This is a genomic window from Bradyrhizobium sp. B124 (assembly GCF_038967635.1).
In the GTDB taxonomy this organism is placed as follows: Bacteria; Pseudomonadota; Alphaproteobacteria; order Rhizobiales; family Xanthobacteraceae; genus Bradyrhizobium.
Genome location: NZ_CP152413.1, coordinates 8,529,624 through 8,548,100, shown reverse-complemented (window position 1 = coordinate 8,548,100; position 18,477 = coordinate 8,529,624). Strand labels below are relative to the sequence as shown.

The 18,477-nt window shown below is 65.3% G+C and carries 15 protein-coding genes; 9 read left to right on the top strand and 6 right to left on the bottom strand.

Going from position 1 to position 18,477, the window contains the following annotated elements; genetic code table 11:
* The first annotated feature begins 7 nt into the window (after positions 1-7).
* The 7 genes from AAFG13_RS39970 (at position 8) to AAFG13_RS39940 (ending at position 8,296) form a co-directional block, all read left to right on the top strand.
* Positions 8-1,813 (top strand): gamma-glutamyltransferase family protein, encoded by a 1,806-nt coding sequence (locus AAFG13_RS39970; RefSeq protein WP_342710405.1) that lies wholly within the window; start codon positions 8-10, stop codon positions 1,811-1,813.
* A gap of 294 nt (positions 1,814-2,107) precedes the next feature.
* On the top strand, positions 2,108-2,818 hold the full coding sequence (locus tag AAFG13_RS39965) for a DUF1028 domain-containing protein (protein WP_342710404.1): 711 nt from the start codon (positions 2,108-2,110) through the stop codon (positions 2,816-2,818).
* Entirely contained in the window at positions 2,815-3,804 is a 990-nt protein-coding gene (locus tag AAFG13_RS39960; protein ID WP_342710403.1) for an ABC transporter ATP-binding protein, read from the top strand. Before AAFG13_RS39965 ends, AAFG13_RS39960 begins: the two co-directional genes overlap by 4 nt.
* Entirely contained in the window at positions 3,801-4,883 is a 1,083-nt protein-coding gene (locus AAFG13_RS39955) for a dipeptide ABC transporter ATP-binding protein (protein ID WP_212311233.1), read from the top strand. The genes AAFG13_RS39960 and AAFG13_RS39955 overlap by 4 nt, the downstream gene beginning before the upstream one ends.
* 33 nt (positions 4,884-4,916) lie before the next feature.
* Entirely contained in the window at positions 4,917-6,428 is a 1,512-nt protein-coding gene (locus AAFG13_RS39950) for an ABC transporter substrate-binding protein (protein WP_342710402.1), read from the top strand.
* A 31-nt stretch (positions 6,429-6,459) separates the two neighbouring features.
* Entirely contained in the window at positions 6,460-7,401 is a 942-nt protein-coding gene (locus AAFG13_RS39945) for an ABC transporter permease (protein WP_342710401.1), read from the top strand.
* Positions 7,402-7,405: 4 nt separating this feature from the next.
* Positions 7,406-8,296, top strand: a complete 891-nt coding sequence (locus tag AAFG13_RS39940) for an ABC transporter permease (RefSeq protein ID WP_212311236.1) — start codon at positions 7,406-7,408, stop codon at positions 8,294-8,296.
* 172 nt (positions 8,297-8,468) lie between these two features.
* On the opposite strand, the gene AAFG13_RS39935 is transcribed toward AAFG13_RS39940, so the two are convergent.
* From AAFG13_RS39935 to AAFG13_RS39910, 6 genes are all read right to left on the bottom strand, one after another.
* Positions 8,469-9,212, bottom strand: coding sequence for a hypothetical protein (locus AAFG13_RS39935; RefSeq protein ID WP_342710400.1), 744 nt, complete (start codon positions 9,210-9,212; stop codon positions 8,469-8,471).
* 192 nt (positions 9,213-9,404) lie between these two features.
* Positions 9,405-12,506, bottom strand: coding sequence for a multidrug efflux RND transporter permease subunit (locus tag AAFG13_RS39930; protein ID WP_342710398.1), 3,102 nt, complete (start codon positions 12,504-12,506; stop codon positions 9,405-9,407).
* A gap of 82 nt (positions 12,507-12,588) precedes the next feature.
* Positions 12,589-13,782 (bottom strand): efflux RND transporter periplasmic adaptor subunit, encoded by a 1,194-nt coding sequence (locus AAFG13_RS39925; RefSeq protein WP_212311239.1) that lies wholly within the window; start codon positions 13,780-13,782, stop codon positions 12,589-12,591.
* Position 13,783: 1 nt separating this feature from the next.
* Positions 13,784-14,485 carry a TetR/AcrR family transcriptional regulator gene (locus tag AAFG13_RS39920; RefSeq protein WP_212311240.1) on the bottom strand — a complete coding sequence of 234 codons (702 nt, stop codon included), beginning with the start codon at positions 14,483-14,485 and terminating at the stop codon, positions 13,784-13,786.
* A 64-nt stretch (positions 14,486-14,549) separates the two neighbouring features.
* Positions 14,550-15,140, bottom strand: coding sequence for a thiamine pyrophosphate-dependent enzyme (locus tag AAFG13_RS39915; protein ID WP_212311241.1), 591 nt, complete (start codon positions 15,138-15,140; stop codon positions 14,550-14,552).
* Entirely contained in the window at positions 15,137-15,670 is a 534-nt protein-coding gene (locus AAFG13_RS39910) for a phosphonopyruvate decarboxylase (protein ID WP_342710397.1), read from the bottom strand. The genes AAFG13_RS39915 and AAFG13_RS39910 overlap by 4 nt, the downstream gene beginning before the upstream one ends.
* Positions 15,671-15,873: 203 nt before the next feature.
* On the opposite strand from AAFG13_RS39910, the gene AAFG13_RS39905 reads away from it, so the two are divergent.
* Positions 15,874-17,097 (top strand): cytochrome P450, encoded by a 1,224-nt coding sequence (locus tag AAFG13_RS39905; protein WP_342710396.1) that lies wholly within the window; start codon positions 15,874-15,876, stop codon positions 17,095-17,097.
* Positions 17,098-17,215: 118 nt separating this feature from the next.
* Positions 17,216-18,430 carry an ornithine--oxo-acid transaminase gene (rocD, locus tag AAFG13_RS39900; protein ID WP_342713506.1) on the top strand — a complete coding sequence of 405 codons (1,215 nt, stop codon included), beginning with the start codon at positions 17,216-17,218 and terminating at the stop codon, positions 18,428-18,430.
* Positions 18,431-18,477: the final 47 nt, after the last annotated feature.

The window sequence follows — 18,477 nt, the reverse complement described above, 5'->3', positions numbered from 1 at the left end:
CAGCCCCATGAGCAACGTCAATCCCGATCCGTTCACCACAAGGCCCGAGATCGAAGGCACCTTCGGCGTCGTCACCTCGACCCACTGGATCGCGACCGCCGTCGGCATGGCGGCGTTGGAGAAAGGCGGCAACGCCTTCGACGCCGGCGTTGCGGCGGCGTTCACGTTGCAGGTGGTCGAGCCGCATCTGAACGGCCCCGGCGGCGACGTCCCGCTCATCGTGCACGACGTCAAGCGTGGCAAAACCGAAGTGATCTGCGGCCAGGGACCGGCGCCGGCCAAGGCGACGATCGCGCATTATCACAGCGAAGGCCTCGAAATGGTGCCCGGCACCGGCCTGCTCGCGGCCTGCGTGCCCGGCACGTTCGAAACCTGGATGCTGTTGCTGCGCGACTACGGCACGATGAAGCTGCGCGACGTGCTGGAGCCCGCGATCGCCTATGCCCGCGACGGCCATCCGCTGGTCGAGCGCGCCTCCGCCACCATCAAGACCGTCGAGCAGCTGTTCCGGAAATACTGGCCCACGTCGGCCGAGGTCTATCTGCCTGATGGCGAGGTGCCGAAGCCCGGCACCATCTTCACCAACAGGAAGCTCGCGGAGACCTACGCACGCATCCTGACCGAGGCGGAGAGCGCAGGCGGCGACCGCGTCGCGCAGATCGAGCGCGCGCGGCAGGCCTGGTCGAAGGGCTTCGTCGCCGAAGCGATCGACAGATTCTGCCGCAGCCAGGAGGTGATGGACGTCTCCGGCTCGCCGCATCGCGGCGTGCTGTCGGCCGACGACATGGCGCGCTGGCAGCCGACCATCGAGGCGCCGCTGACCTACGATTACGGCCGCTACACCGTGCAGAAGTGCGGCGTCTGGAGCCAGGGTCCGGTGATGCTGCAGCAGCTCGCGCTGCTCAAGGGCTTTGAGCTCGACGGGCTCGATCCCGCGGGCCCCGACTTCATCCATTTGCAGATCGAAGCCGCCAAGCTCGCCTATGCCGATCGCGAGACGTTCTACGGCGATCCAAAGTTCACCGATATCCCGATCGAAACGCTGCTGTCCGATGCCTATAACAACGAACGGCGCAAGCTGATCTCACGCGACAAGGCTTCGCTCGATTTTCGCCCCGGCTCGGTCACAGGCTTCGGCGGCGTCGTGAAGCTGCGACACGCCGAAGGGCATCGCGAGGCGGTCGGCGCCATGGGCGCGGGCGAACCGACGGTCGGCCGGTTCGGCGAGGTGCGCGGCGACACCGTACATTTCGACATCATCGACAAGGCCGGCAACATGATCTCGGCGACGCCGTCCGGTGGCTGGCTGCAATCCTCGCCGGTGATTCCCGAGATCGGCTTCTGCCTCGGCAGCCGCGCCCAGATGTTCTGGCTGGAGGAAAACCACCCGGCCTCGCTGGCGCCGGGCAAGCGGCCGCGCACCACGCTGTCACCGACCATGGCGCTGCGCGACGGCGAACCGTATCTCTCCTGGGGCTCGCCGGGCGGCGACCAGCAGGATCAGTGGATCACGCAGTTCTTCCTGCGCCATGTCCACGCCAGGCTCAATTTGCAGGAGGCGATCGACGCGCCGGCCTGGCACTCCGAGCATTTCCCGATCTCGTTCTGGCCGCGCACTTCGCGGCCCGGCGTGCTGGTGCTGGAAAATCGCGTGCCGAAATCGACCATCGACGAGTTGAAACGTCGCGGCCATGTGGTGGAGATTGGCCCGGATTGGTCGGAAGGCCGCCTCACCGCGGCCTCGAAGGTCGGCCCCCGCCGCCGCGCCGCCGCCAACCCGCGCGGCATGCAGGGTTACGCTGCGGGCCGCTAGACGAGATGACCATCGGATCATGATGACGTCGGATCGAATTGCAGGCCAAGCCTCAAACTCCACCTCGCCCCGCTTGCGGGGAGAGGCACAGGCCGCCTACGGCGGCCGTCCTCAAGAACGCCGAAGCGGAGCTTCGGCTATGTCGCATCGAAGATACGATCCGGGTGAGGGGGAGCCTCCGCAAACCCGACGTCTGCCGCTTTCGCGGAACGAGCCCCTCAACCCAACCCTCTCAGAGCGAGCTCCGCTCGTCTCGACCCCGCGAAGAGCGTGGAGAGGGAGAAGAGACACGAGATGACCTGGTCGATCATCGCCCGCGACAGCGCCACCGGCCAGCTCGGCATCGCCGTCGCGACGCGGTTCTTTGCGGTTGGCGCCCTCGTGCCGCATATCGCACCTGACATCGGCGCCATTGCGACGCAGGCGCTGGTCAATCCCTATTACGGCATCGACGGCCTCGCGCTGTTACGCAGCGGCAAGAGCCCGCATGAGACGATCGCCGCGCTGCTCGCGCCTGACGGCGGCCGCGAGAGCCGGCAGCTGCATGTCATGGACAGCAAGGGCCGGATCGCCGCGCACTCCGGCAAGGATTGCATCGACTGGTTCGGCCATATCGCCGGCGACGGCTTCTCGATCGCCGGCAATATGCTGGCCGGGCCCGCCGTGCTCGACGAGACCGCGCGCGTCTATGCCGCGAACGCGAAGCTGCCGTTCGCGGAGCGGCTGATCAAGGCGATGTTCGCCGGCGAGGCGGCCGGCGGCGACAAGCGCGGCAGGCAATCGGCGGCCCTTCTGATCCACGGCACCGAGCAATGGCCGTTGCTCGACCTGCGGGTCGACGACCACGCCGATCCCTTGCGCGAGCTGGAACGGTTGGAAGCGGTCAGCCGCGAACACTGGGTGCCGTTCCGGGGTTTCATGCCGACCCGCGACAATCCGGCCGGAATCAGCGACCGCGCCAGGATCGAGGCCGGCATCGCAGCGGCAACCAAGAGCCGCGAATGACCGCCGGCCCGCTGATCGAGATCGAGGGCCTGCGCGTCACCTTCCAGGGTGACGACGGCCGCATGACGCATGCCGTCGACAGCGTCGACCTTTCCGTCGCCAACGGCGCCACGCTCGGCCTGGTCGGCGAGTCCGGCTGCGGCAAGAGCGTCACCTCGCTCGCCATCATGGGGCTGTTGCCGAAGCAGTCCGCCGCAGTCTCCGGCGCGATCCGCTTCGACGGCTTCGACCTGCTCGACGTGCCGGACGCGACGCTGCGCGACCTGCGCGGCAATCGTCTCGCGATGATCTTTCAGGAGCCGATGACCTCGCTCAACCCGAGCTTCACCATCGGCGACCAGATCGCCGAGACCATTTTGCGCCACCGTGGCGGTTCCCGGCGCGCGGCGCGCGAGCGCACCATCGAGCTGCTGCGCCGCGTGCATATCTCCTCGCCCGAGAAGCGCATCGACGAATATCCGCACAAGCTCTCCGGCGGCATGCGCCAGCGCGTGATGATCGCGATGGCGCTGGCCTGCGATCCGCAGCTCTTGATCGCCGACGAGCCGACCACCGCGCTCGACGTTACGCTGCAGGCGCAGATCCTCGATTTGATGCGCGAGCTGAAGGCCGCCAGCGGCGCGGCGATCATCCTGATCACCCACGATCTCGGCGTGGTCGCCGAAGTCTGCGACGAGGTCGCGGTGATGTATGCCGGCGAGATCGTCGAGCGCGCGCCGGTCGACGAGCTGTTTGCCAATCCGCAGCATCCCTACACGGTCGGCCTGCTCGGCTCGATCCCGCGGCTCGACCGCCGCACCAGCCATCTCGCCACGATCGAGGGCATGGTGCCGAACATGATGAACCCGCCGGCGGGCTGCCGCTTTGCCGCGCGCTGTCCGTTCGTGGAAGATGCCTGCACCCGGTCGCCGCCGCCGCTCACGCTGCTGAGCCCGACCCACGCTTCGCGCTGCATCCGCGCGCCCCTGGAGCAGCTGGTATCATGACTGCGCTGCTCGAGGTCGAGGGGCTTGTGAAGCATTTCGTCGCCGAACGCTCGGTGTTCGGCCGGCCAACCGCTTATGTGAAGGCGGTCGACGGCGTCAGCTTCACGGTCGAGGCCGGCAAGACGCTGGCGCTGGTCGGCGAATCCGGCTGCGGCAAATCCACCGTCAGCCGCCTGGTGCTGCGGCTGATCGAGCCGGACGCCGGACGTGTCAGCTTCGAAGGCCGCGACCTCGGCGCGCTCAATGCCGAGCAGCTGCGCGCGTTCCGCCGCGACGCGCAGCTGATCTTCCAGGACCCCTACGCCTCGCTCAACCCGCGCATGACGGTGAGCCAGATCCTGACCGAGCCGCTGGCGCTGCACAATCTTGTCCCGGCGGCGGGCCGCCGCGAGCGGGTCGAGGAACTGCTGCGTCTGGTCGGGCTCGAGCCGCGCTTCGCGCGCCGCTATCCGCATGAATTCTCCGGCGGCCAACGCCAGCGCATCGCGATTGCGCGCGCGCTTGCGGTCGAGCCGAAGCTGATCATCTGCGACGAGCCGGTGTCGGCGCTCGACGTCTCGATCCGCTCGCAGATCCTGAATTTGCTGCGTGACCTGCAGGATCGCCTGAAGCTCGCCTACATCTTCGTCTCGCACGATCTCGCCGTGGTGAAGCACATCGCCGACCGCGTCGCCGTGATGAATCTCGGCACCATCGTCGAGACGGCGGAGGCGCAAGCGCTGTTCGCCGCCCCGCGCCATCCCTATAGCCGCGCGCTGCTGTCGGCGATCCCGGTGCCGAAGCCGCGCGCCAGGCGCAGCCGCATCGTGCTGGAGGGCGAGCTGCCGAGCGCGCTCAATCCGCCCTCCGGCTGCCGCTTCCACACCCGCTGCCCCTATGTGATCGCGCGCTGCCGTAACGAAGTGCCGCAGTTGCGCGAAGATGGCACCGGATATGCAACGGCCTGTCACCGGACGGGCGAGCTGCCCGGCGCGGAGGCGATCGTGCCGTCCGATGGCGGGTTCTCGCCGACACTGGAAAAGCTGGTGGCGGCGTTCAATGCGGCGGAAGCCTCGGGGCGGCCCGGGGTTATTTCGTAAGGAACAAATGCGCAGGGGATTAAGGGGTTGGCGATGAGATTTTGGCGCTTGGCGGTCCTGATTGCGGCCCTCGTGACCTGGTGCGGAACGAGCGCGCGTGCCGAGACGACGCTTCGCATCGGGCTGGCCGAGGACCCCGACATCCTCGATCCTTCAATCGGACGCACCTATGTCGGCCGCATCGTCTTTTCGGCCTTCTGCGACAAGCTGTTCGACATCGACGAGAAGCTGAACATCGTTCCGCAGCTCGCGCTGTCCTACGAGAACTCGGCCGACGGCAAGGAGATGACGATCAAGCTCCGGCCGGGCGTCAAGTTCCACGACGGTGAGCCGTTCGACGCCGAAGCCGCCAAATTCTCGCTGGAGCGCCATCTCACGCTGCCGACCTCGTTTCGCAAACCGGAACTGGCCGCGCTCGACCATGTCGACGTCGTCGATCCCCTGACCATCAAACTGGTGCTCAAGACGCCCTACTCGCCGCTGATCGCCCAGTTGACCGACCGCGCCGGCATGATGGTCTCGCCGAAGGCGGTGAAGGAAGCGGGCGACAAATTCGGCCTGCATCCGGTCTGCGCCGGCCCTTACAAGTTCGTCGAACGCGTGCAGCAGGACCGCATGGTGTTCGAGAAATTCGGGGATTACTGGAACAAGGACAACGTCTTCATCGATCGCATCGTGTTCCTTCCTATCGTCGACGCCACGGTGCGGCTCGCCAATCTGAAGTCCGGCGGGCTCGATCTGATCGAGCGCGTGCTCGCCACCGACATCAAGGACGTCCGCGCCGACAAACGGCTCGTGCTGTCGACCGCGCCCGAACTCGGCTATCTCGGCCTCACCATCAACATCGGCAACGACAAGAGCAAGGGGCCGCTCAGCCAGTCGGAAAGGGTGCGCCAGGCGCTCGACCTGTCGATTGACCGCGAGGCGCTTAACCAGGTCGTCTTCAACGGTGAGTTCACGCCCGGCAATCAATGGGTCAGCCCGGTACATCCTTACTATCAGAAGGCTTTTCCGGTTCGGGGACGCGACGTTGCCAAGGCCAGGGCGCTGCTGAAGGAGGCCGGTGTCACGTTGCCCGTCGCCATCGACTACATGGTCCCCAAAGGGGCCGAGAACGAGGCCGTGGCCCAGGTCGTGCAGTCGATGGCGGCCGAAGCGGGCTTCGACATCAAGATCCGCGTGGTCGAATTTGCGACGACTTTCAAGCAGGCCCAAGCCGGCGAGTTTCAGGTGTTTCAGATCAACTGGAGCGGCCGGATCGATCCTGACGGCAATTCCTATGTCTTCCTGCACACCAAGGCGCCGCAGAACGATGGCGGCTATTCCAACGCGGAAGCCGACAAGCTGATGGAAGATGCGCGGCTGATCAACGATCCAGCCCAACGCAAGGCGATCTACGAGAAGATGACCAAGATCGTGCTCAATGACGAGCCTATCATCTACATCTATCACCGCACACTCCTGATCGCGCACACCACCAAAGTTGAGGGTTACCGGCAGATGCCGGATGGATTGGTGCGCGTGGTCGGGCTGAAATTGAAATGACCAACACAGCGCAGGGCACGCGGGGCCGACGATGCTGAACTTCCTCGCCAAGCGGCTGGTTCAGCTGATCCCGACGCTGTTCTTCGTCTCGCTCCTGATCTTCTCGCTGCAACACCTGCTGCCCGGCGATCCGGCACTGGTGATGGCCGGCGAGGAGCGCGATCCGGCCGTCATCGAACAGATCCGCCAGCAGTACCACCTGGATCGAGCGATCCCGGTGCAATACGCCTATTGGGTCAAGGGCGTGCTGATGGGCGACTTCGGCGAGTCCCTGCGCAACAAGATGCCGGTGTCGAGCCTAATCGCGCAGAAGCTGCCGGTGACGATGCAAATCGCCGGCATGGCGATCGTGGTCGCCTTCCTGATCGGGATTCCCGCCGGCATCGTCTCGGCGGTGAAGAAAGGCACCGCCTGGGATTACGGCGCCAATCTGTTCGCGCTGTGGGGTATCTCGACGCCGAATTTCTGGCTCGGCATCATGCTGATCTTCCTGTTCTCCGTCGAACTTGGCTGGCTGCCGGCCTCCGGCTACGTGCCGCTGAGCGAAAACTGGCGCGCGAGCCTCGCCGCATCCGTCATGCCGGCCTTCGTGCTCGGCAATGCGATCGCCGCGATCCTGATGCGGCACACCCGAAGCGCCATGCTGCAGGTACTCGAGAGCGACTATGTCCGCACCGCGCGCGCCAAGGGCCTCTCCGAGCGCACGGTGATCCTCAAGCATGCGATGCGCAACGCGCTGACGCCGATCATCACGCTCGGCGCGCTCGAGCTCGGCACGCTGCTGTCGGGCGCAGTCCTCACCGAGCAGATCTTCTCGATCCCGGGCTTCGGCAAGCTGATCGTCGATGCCGTATTCAACCGCGACTACGCGGTCGTGCAGGGCGTGGTGCTGACCACGGCGACGATCTACATCACGCTCAACCTGATTGCCGACATCGCCTACATCCTGGTCAATCCGCGGCTGAGGAACTGACTAGATGACGGACGCCGTGCTCAGGACATCAGCTTCGCTTGCCGCCGCCGAGACGCTGGAGAGCCCGGCACGGCGCGCCGGGCGGCGGCTGATCCGGCGCAAGGGTGCCGTGCTCGGGCTCGCCGTGATCGCGCTCTTTGTTCTGCTCGCCGTCTTCGCGCCGCTGATCGTGCCCTATGATCCGATCGCGACCAGCTGGTCGCTGGTCCGCAAGGCGCCGTCGCTGCAGCACTGGTTCGGCACCGACGAGCTCGGCCGCGACGTGCTCGCCCGCGTCGTGTTCGGCGCCCGCGCCTCGCTGCTTGCGGGCGTCATCTCGGTCAGCATCGCGGTTGCGATCGGCGTGCCGCTCGGGCTGCTCGCGGGCTATCGCGGCGGCTTCATCGACGCGCTGATCAGCCGCATCACCGATGCGATGCTGGCCTGCCCGTTCCTGATCCTGGCGATCGCGCTCGCCGCCTTCCTCGGGCCGAGCCTCGGCAACGCGATGATCGCGATCGGCGTCTCGGCGACCCCGATCTTTATCCGCCTGACCCGCGGCCAGGTGATGAGCGTCAAGGTCGAGGACTATGTCGAGGCCGCGCGCGCCATGGGCAATCCGCGCTGGCGCATCGCGCTGGTCCACATCCTGCCCAACATCCTGCCGGCTCTCTTGGTGCAGGCCACACTGTCGATCGCGGCTGCGATCATCGCCGAGGCCGCGCTGTCCTTCCTCGGCCTCGGCCAGCAGCCGCCGGCGCCGTCCTGGGGCAGCATGCTCAACGCCGCGCAACGCTTCCTGACCAGCGCGCCGTGGATGGCGATCTGGCCGGGGCTTGCGATCTTCCTGGTCGTGCTGTCGTTCAACCTGGTCGGCGACGGCCTGCGCGACGCGCTCGATCCGAAGGCGCGGTGATGTTGGCCTCCGTCGCAGCGGGCGCCATTCTTCCCCGTCATCCTGAGGAGCGCGGAACGCGCGTCTCGAAGGGTCGACGGCCACCAGCCGGGCCGTGCATCCTTCGAGGCTCGCTCCGCTCGCACCTCAGGATGACGGGACAAGCAACGTGCGGCTAGCGAAACTGTTCGACCTAAATCACCACCTCGCGCAGCACCCTCCTGCAATCCATCTCGTATTCGAGATCGACGACCGGCGGGCGGCAGAAGTGCCAGGTCAGGCCGGAGCGCGTGGCGCCGCGGCGGACCAGCTCGTCGACGATCACGGGATGAATGTCGTGCACGGTATAAGCCTGTACCGCTGTCGTCTCCTGCCAGCCGAAGCTGAACTCCGCAAGACGGCGCTCCATCTCGCCGGTGGTGAAGCGGACCTTCTCCCGCCACGCGCCGGGGCTGAGATCGCGGTAGCAAACGATGCGGTCGGGATAGCTGGCAGTGCCACTGCGGGCCTCGGCGCCGCCCGCGATCACGAAGGACGGCGACGTGCTCGTACTCGGCCGCGTGAACGAGAACGCGTAGAACGACGGCTCGGCCGGCGGATCGATCTCGGGACAGACATTGCTGCGCGCCACCGGATTGATGGTGCCGTCGAACAGGCCCCATTCGGCAAGCGTCTTGACGTAGTGCTGGTTGAAGGCGCGGAAGCCGTCCTCGGTAAAGGCGGCCGGCGAACGCAGTTCGCAGGCGCAGAACGAGGTCAGCGGCCGGCCGGCGTCCTTGATGTAGGCCGCAATGCGCGCAAAACCTTCTGCAAGCGGCACCAGGCGATCGAAGCGCACCCGCTCGATCTCATAACCGGCGTTCGCCTGCGCACCGCTTGAATATTGGAACACGGCCGGAATGAACCGGTAACTGCCCGCCGCAAATTCGCTCGCCATGCCTGTTTCCTCCAGATCTTGTGAGGCGAGCATAGCGGTTTCGAGCGAAGTGGTCTTCCGGTTCGCGTGAAGAAAACGCGTCAAACCAAAGGGTCTTCGGCCCGCCCATCGGCAAGGCTATCACGAGACAAAGAAAAGGCGGCAGTGGCTTTCGCCAGTGCCGCCTTTCCTGCGAGCATGAGCTTGGAGGGCTCAGGTCGGTTTCAGTGCGCCCTCGCGGCCGTCGAGTTCGTAGTCGGCGATCTGCTTGGCGCGCTCGGACCGGGCCGCGGCCTGGTGGTCGGTCGCAATCGTCATGTAGACGGCCGGCAGCACGAACAGGGTGAACAGCGTGCCGATCGTCATGCCGGCGACGACCACGAGCCCGATCGAGAAGCGGCTGGCAGCGCCGGCGCCCGAGGCGGTGAGCAGCGGCAACAGGCCGGTGACCATGGCCGCCGTCGTCATCAGGATCGGACGCAAACGAATCCGGGCCGACATCTCGATCGCCGAACGGCGGTCCAGTCCCTCCTTGAGCTGCAGCTCGTTGGCGAACTCCACCATCAGGATGCCGTGCTTGGTGATCAGTCCGACCAGCGTCAGCAGGCCCACCTGGGTGTAGATGTTCATGGTGGCGACACCAAAGAACAGCGGGATCAGGGCGCCGACGATCGCCATCGGCACGCTGATCATGATCACGAAGGGATCGCGCAGGCTCTCGAACTGCGCCGCCAGCACCAGGAAGATGATGATGATGGCGAACGCGAAGGTGACCAGCAGCTGGTTGCCTTCGTGGACGTACTGGCGGGAGTCGGCCAGGAAGTCGTAGCTGAAGCCGGACGGCAGCTTCTTGGCTTCACCCTGCAGGAACTCGACCGCCTGCCCCATCGAAACGCCGGGCATCGGCACCGCCTGGAAAGTCGACGAGTTGAGCTGGTTGTAGTGGGTCAGCGCGTTCGGATCGACGCCGGTCTCGACCGTAACCACGGTCGACAGCCGCACCAGCTGCCCGGTCGCGGTCGGGACGTAGAAGTTGTCGAACGATTCGGGCGCGAGCCGGCTGACGCGCGGCACCTGCGGGATCACCTGATAGGAGCGTCCTTCGAGGTTGAAGCGGTTGACGTAGTTGCCGCCGAGCAGCGTCGCCAGCGCACCGCCGATCGACTGCATGGTGATGCCGAGGTCGCTCGCCTTGGAGCGATCGACCTTCACCCGGACCACCGGCTGGTTGAAGTCGAGGTCACTGTCGGTGACGATGAACAGGCCGCTCTTGCGCGCGGCATCCTTCAGCTTGCTCATCTGGTCGAACACCTGCTGGAATCCGGCCGTCGATGAGATCACCATCTGCACCGGCAGACCGCCGGGGCCGCCGGGCAACGGCGGCAGGCTGAACGCGAACGCGCTGACGCCCTCGATCTTCGACAGCTCGGCCTGCACCAGCGGCTGCAGCGTCTGGGCCGAGCGCTTGCGCTCATCCCACGGCTTGAGCAGCATGCCGGCGAAGCCGCCCTGCGGACCGGTGATGCCGTTCAGGATGAACCGCAGGTCGGTCTCCGGGAACTTCTTGAACTCCTTGTCCATCTTGTCGCCGTAGAAATCGATGTAGTCGATGTTGGCGTATTTCGGCGCCTTGGTCACCGCGAACACGATGCCCTGGTCTTCCTGCGGCGCCAGCTCCTTCTGGATGTGCATATAGAGGAAGCCGACCAGACCGAGGATGGTCACGGCGAAAAGGGCCGTGATCGGGCGGTAATCGAGCGAACGGTCGAGCTGGCGGCCATAGGCGCGCGTCAACGCGCCGAACACGCGATTGACCAGCCTGGCGAAACGCCCCTCTTCCGCGCTCTTCAGGAACACCGAGCACATCATCGGCGACAGCGTCAGCGCGATCACGCCCGACACGATCACGGAGCCCGCCAGCGTGAAGGCGAATTCGCGGAACAGCGTGCCGGTGACGCCGCCGAGGAAGCCGATCGGCGCGTACACCGCCGCGAGCGTGATCGTCATCGAGACGACCGGGCCCACGATCTCGCGCGCACCTTTCAGCGATGCCTGCACTGGTGGCAGGCCCTCCTCGAGATGTCGATGGATGTTCTCCACCACCACAATGGCGTCGTCGACCACGAGACCGATCGCCAGCACCATCGCCAGCAGCGTCAGCAGGTTGAAGCTGAAGCCTGCGGCCAGCATCAGGATGCAGACGCCGATCAGCGACAGCGGAATGGTGACGACGGGGATGATCACCGAGCGCAGCGACGCCAAGAACAGGAAGATGACGACGACGACGATCAGAACCGCTTCAGTCAGCGTCTTCTCGACCTCGTCGATCGACGATTGGATGAACTTGGTGGAGTCGTAGGCCACCTTCATCTTCATCGACGGCGGCAGGTTGCGCTCGAGGTCGGGGAACAGCGCGCGCACGCCCTTCACCAGGGTCAGCGGGTTGCCTTGCGGCGTCGCCTTGATGCCGATGAAGATCGCATGCTCGCCGTTGAAGGCGACGCTGGCGTCGGTCGACTGCGCCGCGAGCTCCACCGTCGCGATGTCCTCGATGCGCACGAAGCCGCCGTCCTTCGCCTTCACGATCATCCGCTTGAACTGATCGATGTTCTGAAGGTCGGTATTGGCCGAGACGTTGGAGACGATGAAGAAGCCCTTGGTCTGGCCGGCGGCCGCCTGGAAGTTGTTGGCGGCGATCGCAGCGGCGACGTCGTTGGGCGACACGCCGCGTCCAGCCATCCGGTTCGGATCGAGCCAGACACGCATCGCAAAGGTCTGGCCGCCCAGGATGTCGGCCGAAGCGACGCCGTCGACCGTCGAGAGCACCGGCTGCACGACGCGGGTCAGATAGTCCGAGATCGCCGATCCGGTCAGCTCTTCGCTGGAGAAGCCGAGATACATCACGGCGATGGTGTCGCCGGTCGCCTTGCTCACTACCGGATCGAAGGCTTCCTTCGGGATCAGATATTTGACCGAATTGACCTTGGCGAGCACTTCGGTTAGCGCCTGGTTCGGATCGTGATTGAGCTTGACGTAGACCTGGATCGTCGAAGTGCCGAGCACCGAGTTCGACGTCATGTAGTCGACGCCTTCGGCCGAAGCGACGGCCTGCTCGATCGGCGTGGTGATGAAGCCGTTGATCAGCTCGGGCGACGCGCCGGGATATGACGTCGTGATCGTCACGACGGTGTTCGACAGGTTCGGATATTGCCGGATCGGCAGCACCATCGCCGCGCGCAAGCCGATCAAGAGGATCAGCAGGCTGACCACGACCGACAGCACCGGGCGCTTGATGAAAATATCAGTGAAGGCCATCGCCAACTCGATTCGTGTTGTCTGCCGGTTGCGGCAACATGTGGCGGAGGGCCAACCGGCCCTCCGGGTTTTATGGTCGGGATCAGTAGCGCGGCGGCTCGGCCGGAACCGGCGGCTGCGGATCGTTCGAGATCGCAACAGCCATGCCCGATTGCAGCTTGATCTGGCCGACGGCGACGACCCTGTCCCCGGCCTTCAGGCCCTTGAGGATTTGGACGCGGCCTTCGACGCGGTTGCCCGTCTTCACGAAAGTGCGGTCCGCGGTCAGGCTGGTCTTGCCGTCCTCACCCTTCTTCTCGGTGATCAGGAACACCGAGTCGCCGTACAGCGTGTAGTCGACGGCGGTTTCGGGAATGGTCACGACCGGCGGCTTCTCGGGCAGCACGATCGTGGTGGTCGCGAACATGCCGGGCTTGAGGATGCTTTCCGGATTCTGGATCGTCGCCTGCACCCGGATGTTGCGGGTCTCGGTCGCGATCTGCGGCTCGATGGTGGTGATCTTGCCCTCGAAGGTGCGGCCCGGATAGGCATCGACCGCGACCCGCACGGCCTGGCCGACCTTGATCTGCGAGCTCTGCTTCTCGGTCACGGTCAGGTTGGCATACAGCACCGACAGATCCGTCAGCGACACGATCTGCGTGCCCGCCGTCAGATACTGGCCGACTTCGACCTGGCGAACGCCGAGATCACCTTCGAACGGCGCGCGCACCAGCTTCTGCGAGATCAGCGCTTCGGTCTTGGCAATGCCCGCCTTGGCCTGGTCGTAGGTCGCCTGCGCCGTATCGACGGTCGACTGCGGCCCGAACTGGCGTGACGCGAGCTGCTTGGCGCGGTCGAGCTGCTGCTCGCCCACGGTCGCCTGCGCCTTGAAGCTGGCGAGGTCGCCCTGCTCCGGCGCGTCGAACAACTGCACCAGCGGCGTGCCCGCCTTCACATGGCTGCCGGCGGTGAAATGGATCTCGGTGATGCGGCCCGGCACGTCGGTCGTGACATTGACCTGGTGCACGGCGACGAGATCGCCGACGGCGGTCAGCAGGTTCGGAATCACCTCGGTCTTCGCCTCGGCGATCGAGACGTTCGACGGCGGCGGCTTATTGTTGGCGAAGAACTGCGCGATCATGTGGCTGCGGAAGGCGTTGAAGCCGACCAGCGCGCCGACCAGCAGGGCCAGCAACAATCCCACGATGATGAACCAACGCACCAGGCGGACGGGACGCTTGGCTTGCTTCTCCTTGAGCGGTTGCCCCGAGATGTGGCTTTCGGTCTGGATATTCATGTCATGCACTTTCTGCAGTTACCGACGGTCCTGCGCTCGGCGACGGCTGGCGGCCCAAATGAGTTGAAATTGCGGCTTCGGTAAGTCCGATGCCGCGAAGAATGAACTGGCAAAGCTGCCGCTCGGCCGCAGCGGCATCCCCATAGGGGAGACAAGGTGTCGCAGGCAGCTGCGTCAGTGCGCCCATAAGCACGGTATGGTGCGCAAACCAGAACAGGTTGAGCGGCTCGTCACCGATCCGCGTCGCTTCGCCGGCGGCGATCGCACGCTCAAGCGAGGCAGCGAAGGTCGGACCGATCAGCTTGCCGACCTTGTCGTAGAGCAGGCGCGCAAACTCGCCGTCGTCGAGATGGCTCGTCACCATCAGCCGCATCCGCTGCGCCTCTTCCTGGTCGGGCGCATCGCGCAGCTGCATGAAGTGGCCGACCATGCCCTGCACCAGTTCGATCAGCGTCGCTGTGGAGGGCTCTTGGCCGAGCAGATGCGCGAGATCGGGATCCGCCTCGCACTCTTCGGCAAGGATTTCGGCGTAGAGCGCAGCCTTCGACGGGAAGTGCTTGAACAGCAGCCCTTCCGAAATGGCAGCCGCGGCCGCCACGCTCTTTGTCGTGGTGCCGGCAAAGCCGTTGCGGGAGAAACACCGCTTGGCAGCGCTCAGGATCAACTGACGCCGCAAGTCACTCGTCATGCGTAAGGTAGACATTTGGGTCGTGAGTAATCACTCACTTTACCAAAAGTCAAGGTTCTATTGCACCGCGAAAGTCACTTTATATCGGAGTGTGTCCGATCGACCCTCTGATGCGGTTGACGATGTAGGTGCCGTCGCGGCTCGACAGCACGCGTTCCAGATTGGCCCCGTCGATCTTCGCGCTGGCGAACCGTGGTCCCGCCGCAACATCTTGCAAAGACGAAGCAAAAGCCTCGACCTCAGCCATCGTGCTGATCGAGCGGCTATCTCCGATTCCGCAGGCTTTGGCAACACCGACGAGGTCGGCGGGGCCGCCGGTATGGCTGGCCTGGCCGCCGGTCTCGCCATAGGCCTCGTTGTCGAGAACGATGATCGAGAGGTTTTTCGGCTGCTGCAGCGCGACGGTCGCGAGGCTCCCGATCCCCATCAGCATTTCGCCATCGCCGGTGATCACGACGACCGGCAGGGTCGGCTGGGCCAGCGCGAGGCCGAGCCCGATCATCACCGCGCCGCCCATGCCGCCCCAGAGATAGAAATTGCGGTCGTGGTCGCCGGCGGCGGCGATGTCATAGGTCGAGGCGCCAAGGCCGCCGATGGCGAAGGCGCCCTTGCGATCCCTCAGCAGTTCGGCAACCACGGCGCGGCGGTCGAGGAGATTGGCTTTGCTCATTTGGTGAAGACCTTTGCCCCGATCAGGCGCTGCGACAGCAGGACGGCGGTTGGCGTGCAGGCGTTGTAGGCTTGCGCCGCCCCGGCCTCGACGACTTCGCGCACCTCGTCCGGACGCGAGGCGCGCAGCACCTTGATCCCCGCCAATTCGAGAATGCCTTGGGTGTTCGAACCCATCGGCACCTGCCAGGGATTGAACTCGCCCCATTCGCCGCGCATCGTCACCAGCGTGAGGAACGGCAAGCGGAAGATCTGCACCAGCGACAGCATGTTGATGCAATTGCCGACCCCGCTCGACTGCATCAGCAGCACGCCGCGCTGGCCGCCGGCCCAGGCGCCTGCCAGCAGCGCCACGCCTTCCTCCTCGGTGGTCAGCGCAATGCCGCGCATCGAGGACGATCCCAGCACGCGCTCGATCAGCTCTGAATGCCCGGCGTCCGGCACGTAGGGCACTTGACGCACATCGAAGCGCTGCAGAATCGAAAAAATCTCCTCGGGCCAGGAGGCCGCGGTGTCGGCTCGGGCATGCATCGGCGTTTCCGATCTTGATTGTTTGGCCGCGACTGTAGAGGGGTGCGCGCGCTTCATCAAAGTGCAAAACCGCATATGGCTCTGCGATTTGCTCGCATCGCGCGGCGCGCGGCGGGCTGTTCCAGGTCGCTGTAAATGATGTTGCGCGGCCGCCGCCCGCGGCTTACGATAGTTGCAAATGAAACCAATTGGGCTGGATCGCCATGAACGGGCACGCGCGAGAGCTGGCTGACGGCTTCGACCTGGAAAAGCTGACGGCTGACTTCTACGCGAACCCCTACCCGACCTATCGCGCGCTGCGCGAGCACGCGCCGGTCAAGCGGCTGCCGAACGGCTGCTATTTCCTCACCCGCTACGACGACCTGATCGCCGCCTACAAGAACACCAAGACGTTCTCCTCCGACAAGAAGAAGGAGTTCTTGCCAAAATACGGCAACTCGCTGCTCTACGAGCACCACACGACCAGCCTCGTCTTCAACGACCCGCCGGCGCACTCCCGCGTGCGGCGGTTGATCATGGGCGCATTGTCGCCGCGGGCGATTGCCGGCATGGAGCCGGACCTGATTGCGCTGGTCGACAGCCTGCTCGACCGGATCGCCACGAAAGACCGCTTCGAGCTGATCGGCGACTTTGCTTCCGCAATCCCGGTCCAGGTGATCGGCAATTTGCTCGACGTGCCGCACGACGAGCGCGAGCCGCTGCGCGACTGGTCGCTGGCGATTTTGGGCGCGCTGGAGCCCGTGATCGGCAAGGACGCGTTCGACCGCGGCAACGATGCAGTGAAGGATTTCCTCGCCTATCTCGAAACCCTGGTCGAAAGGCGCCGCGCCAATCCGGGCAATCCCGAGCGCGACGTGCTGACGCGATTGATCCAGGGCGAGGACAATGGCGAGCGGCTGACCGCGAAGGAATTGCTGCACAATTGCATCTTCCTGCTCAATGCCGGCCACGAGACCACGACCAATCTGATCGGCAACGGGCTGGTGACGCTCACCCAATATCCCGAGGAGAAGCAGCGGCTGATCGCGCAGCCCGAGCTGATCAAGATCGCGGTCGAGGAGATGCTGCGCTACGAGAGTTCGAACCAGCTCGGCAACCGGATGATCGTGGAAGAGACCGAGCTCGGCGGCATCAAGATGCCGGCCGGCACGCTGGTCACTTTATGCATCGGCGCGGCCAACCGCGACCCCGCGCAGTTCCCCAACCCTGAAGGCTTCGACGTCGCACGCACGCCGAACCGCCACCTCGCCTTCGGCACCGGCGCGCATCAATGCGCGGGCATGGCGCTGGCGCGCCTCGAAGGCGCCATCGCGATCTCGCGCTTCCTGGCGCGCTTCCCGAACTACGCGCTCGACGGCGCCCCGGTCCGCGGCGGCCGGGTGCGCTTCCGCGGCTTCCTCAGCGTGCCGTGCAGCATCAGCGCATGAATTGTCCCCTGCGAATTTGGTTGGCAAGTCCACTTCCCTGTGGAGGAACTGATACCCAAATCAACTGCAGGCACGGATTGATGTAAGCTCTCGTGCGCTGCAGCGGGAGTGACGCATGATGAATGCATCGGTCACTGATTTCCTCGCAACCGAAGCGCAGTTCGGCACCCACAATTACGAGCCGATCGGGGTGGTGCTGTCCCGCGGCGAAGGCGTCTGGGTCTGGGACACCGATGGCAACCGGTACCTCGACTGTCTCTCCGCCTATTCGGCTGTGAGCCAGGGCCACTGTCATCCGAAGATCCTGGCAGCAATGATCGAGCAGGCGCATCGGCTGACGCTGACCTCGCGTGCCTTCCACAACGACCAGCTCGCCCCCTTCTATCGCGAGCTCGCGGAGCTGACCGGCTCGCACAAGGTGCTGCCGATGAACAGCGGTGCCGAAGCGGTGGAGAGCGCGATCAAGTCGGTGCGCAAACGGGCCTATGAGGTCAAGGGCGTGCCGGACGGGCAGGCCGAGATCATCGTCTGCGCAAATAATTTTCACGGACGCACGCTCGGCATCGTCGGCTTCTCGACCGACCCCGGATCCCGCGACCATTTCGGCCCGTTCGCGCCGGGCTTCAAAATCATCCCGTTCGGCGATGCCGCGGCGCTCGAGCAGGCGATCACGGCGAACACCGCGGCTTTCCTGGTCGAGCCGGTCCAGGGCGAGGCGGGCGTCATCATTCCCCCGCCCGGCTATTTCGCCCGCGTGCGCGAGCTGTGCACGGCGCGCAACGTGATGCTCGTGCTCGACGAGATCCAGACCGGACTCGGCCGCACCGGCAAGCTGCTCGCCGAGCAGCACGAGGGCATAGAGGCCGACGTGACGCTGCTCGGCAAGGCGCTGTCGGGCGGCTTCTATCCGGTGTCGGCGGTGCTCTCCAACAACGCCGTGCTCGGCACGCTGCGGCCGGGCCAGCACGGCTCGACCTTCGGCGGCAACCCGCTTGCATGTGCGGTGGCACGCGCAGCGCTGCGCGTGCTCGTCGAGGAAGGGATGATCGAGAACGCGGCACAACAGGGCGCGCGCTTTCTCGCCGGATTGCAGGACATCCGCGCCAACGTAATCCGCGAGGTGCGCGGGCGCGGGCTGATGCTGGCGATCGAATTACACCCGGAAGCCGGCGGTGCCCGCCGCTACTGCTCGGCGCTGCAGGCGCGTGGCATCCTCGCCAAGGACACCCACGAGCACACCATTCGCATCGCCCCGCCGCTGGTGATCACGGCCGATCAGGTCGACTGGGCGTTGGAGCGGATCGCGTCTGTCCTCACGCAGGATGTCTCCTGACGGTTCCCTGCGTCGGAAGACCGCAGCGCCGGCCGCGGCCAACAAGA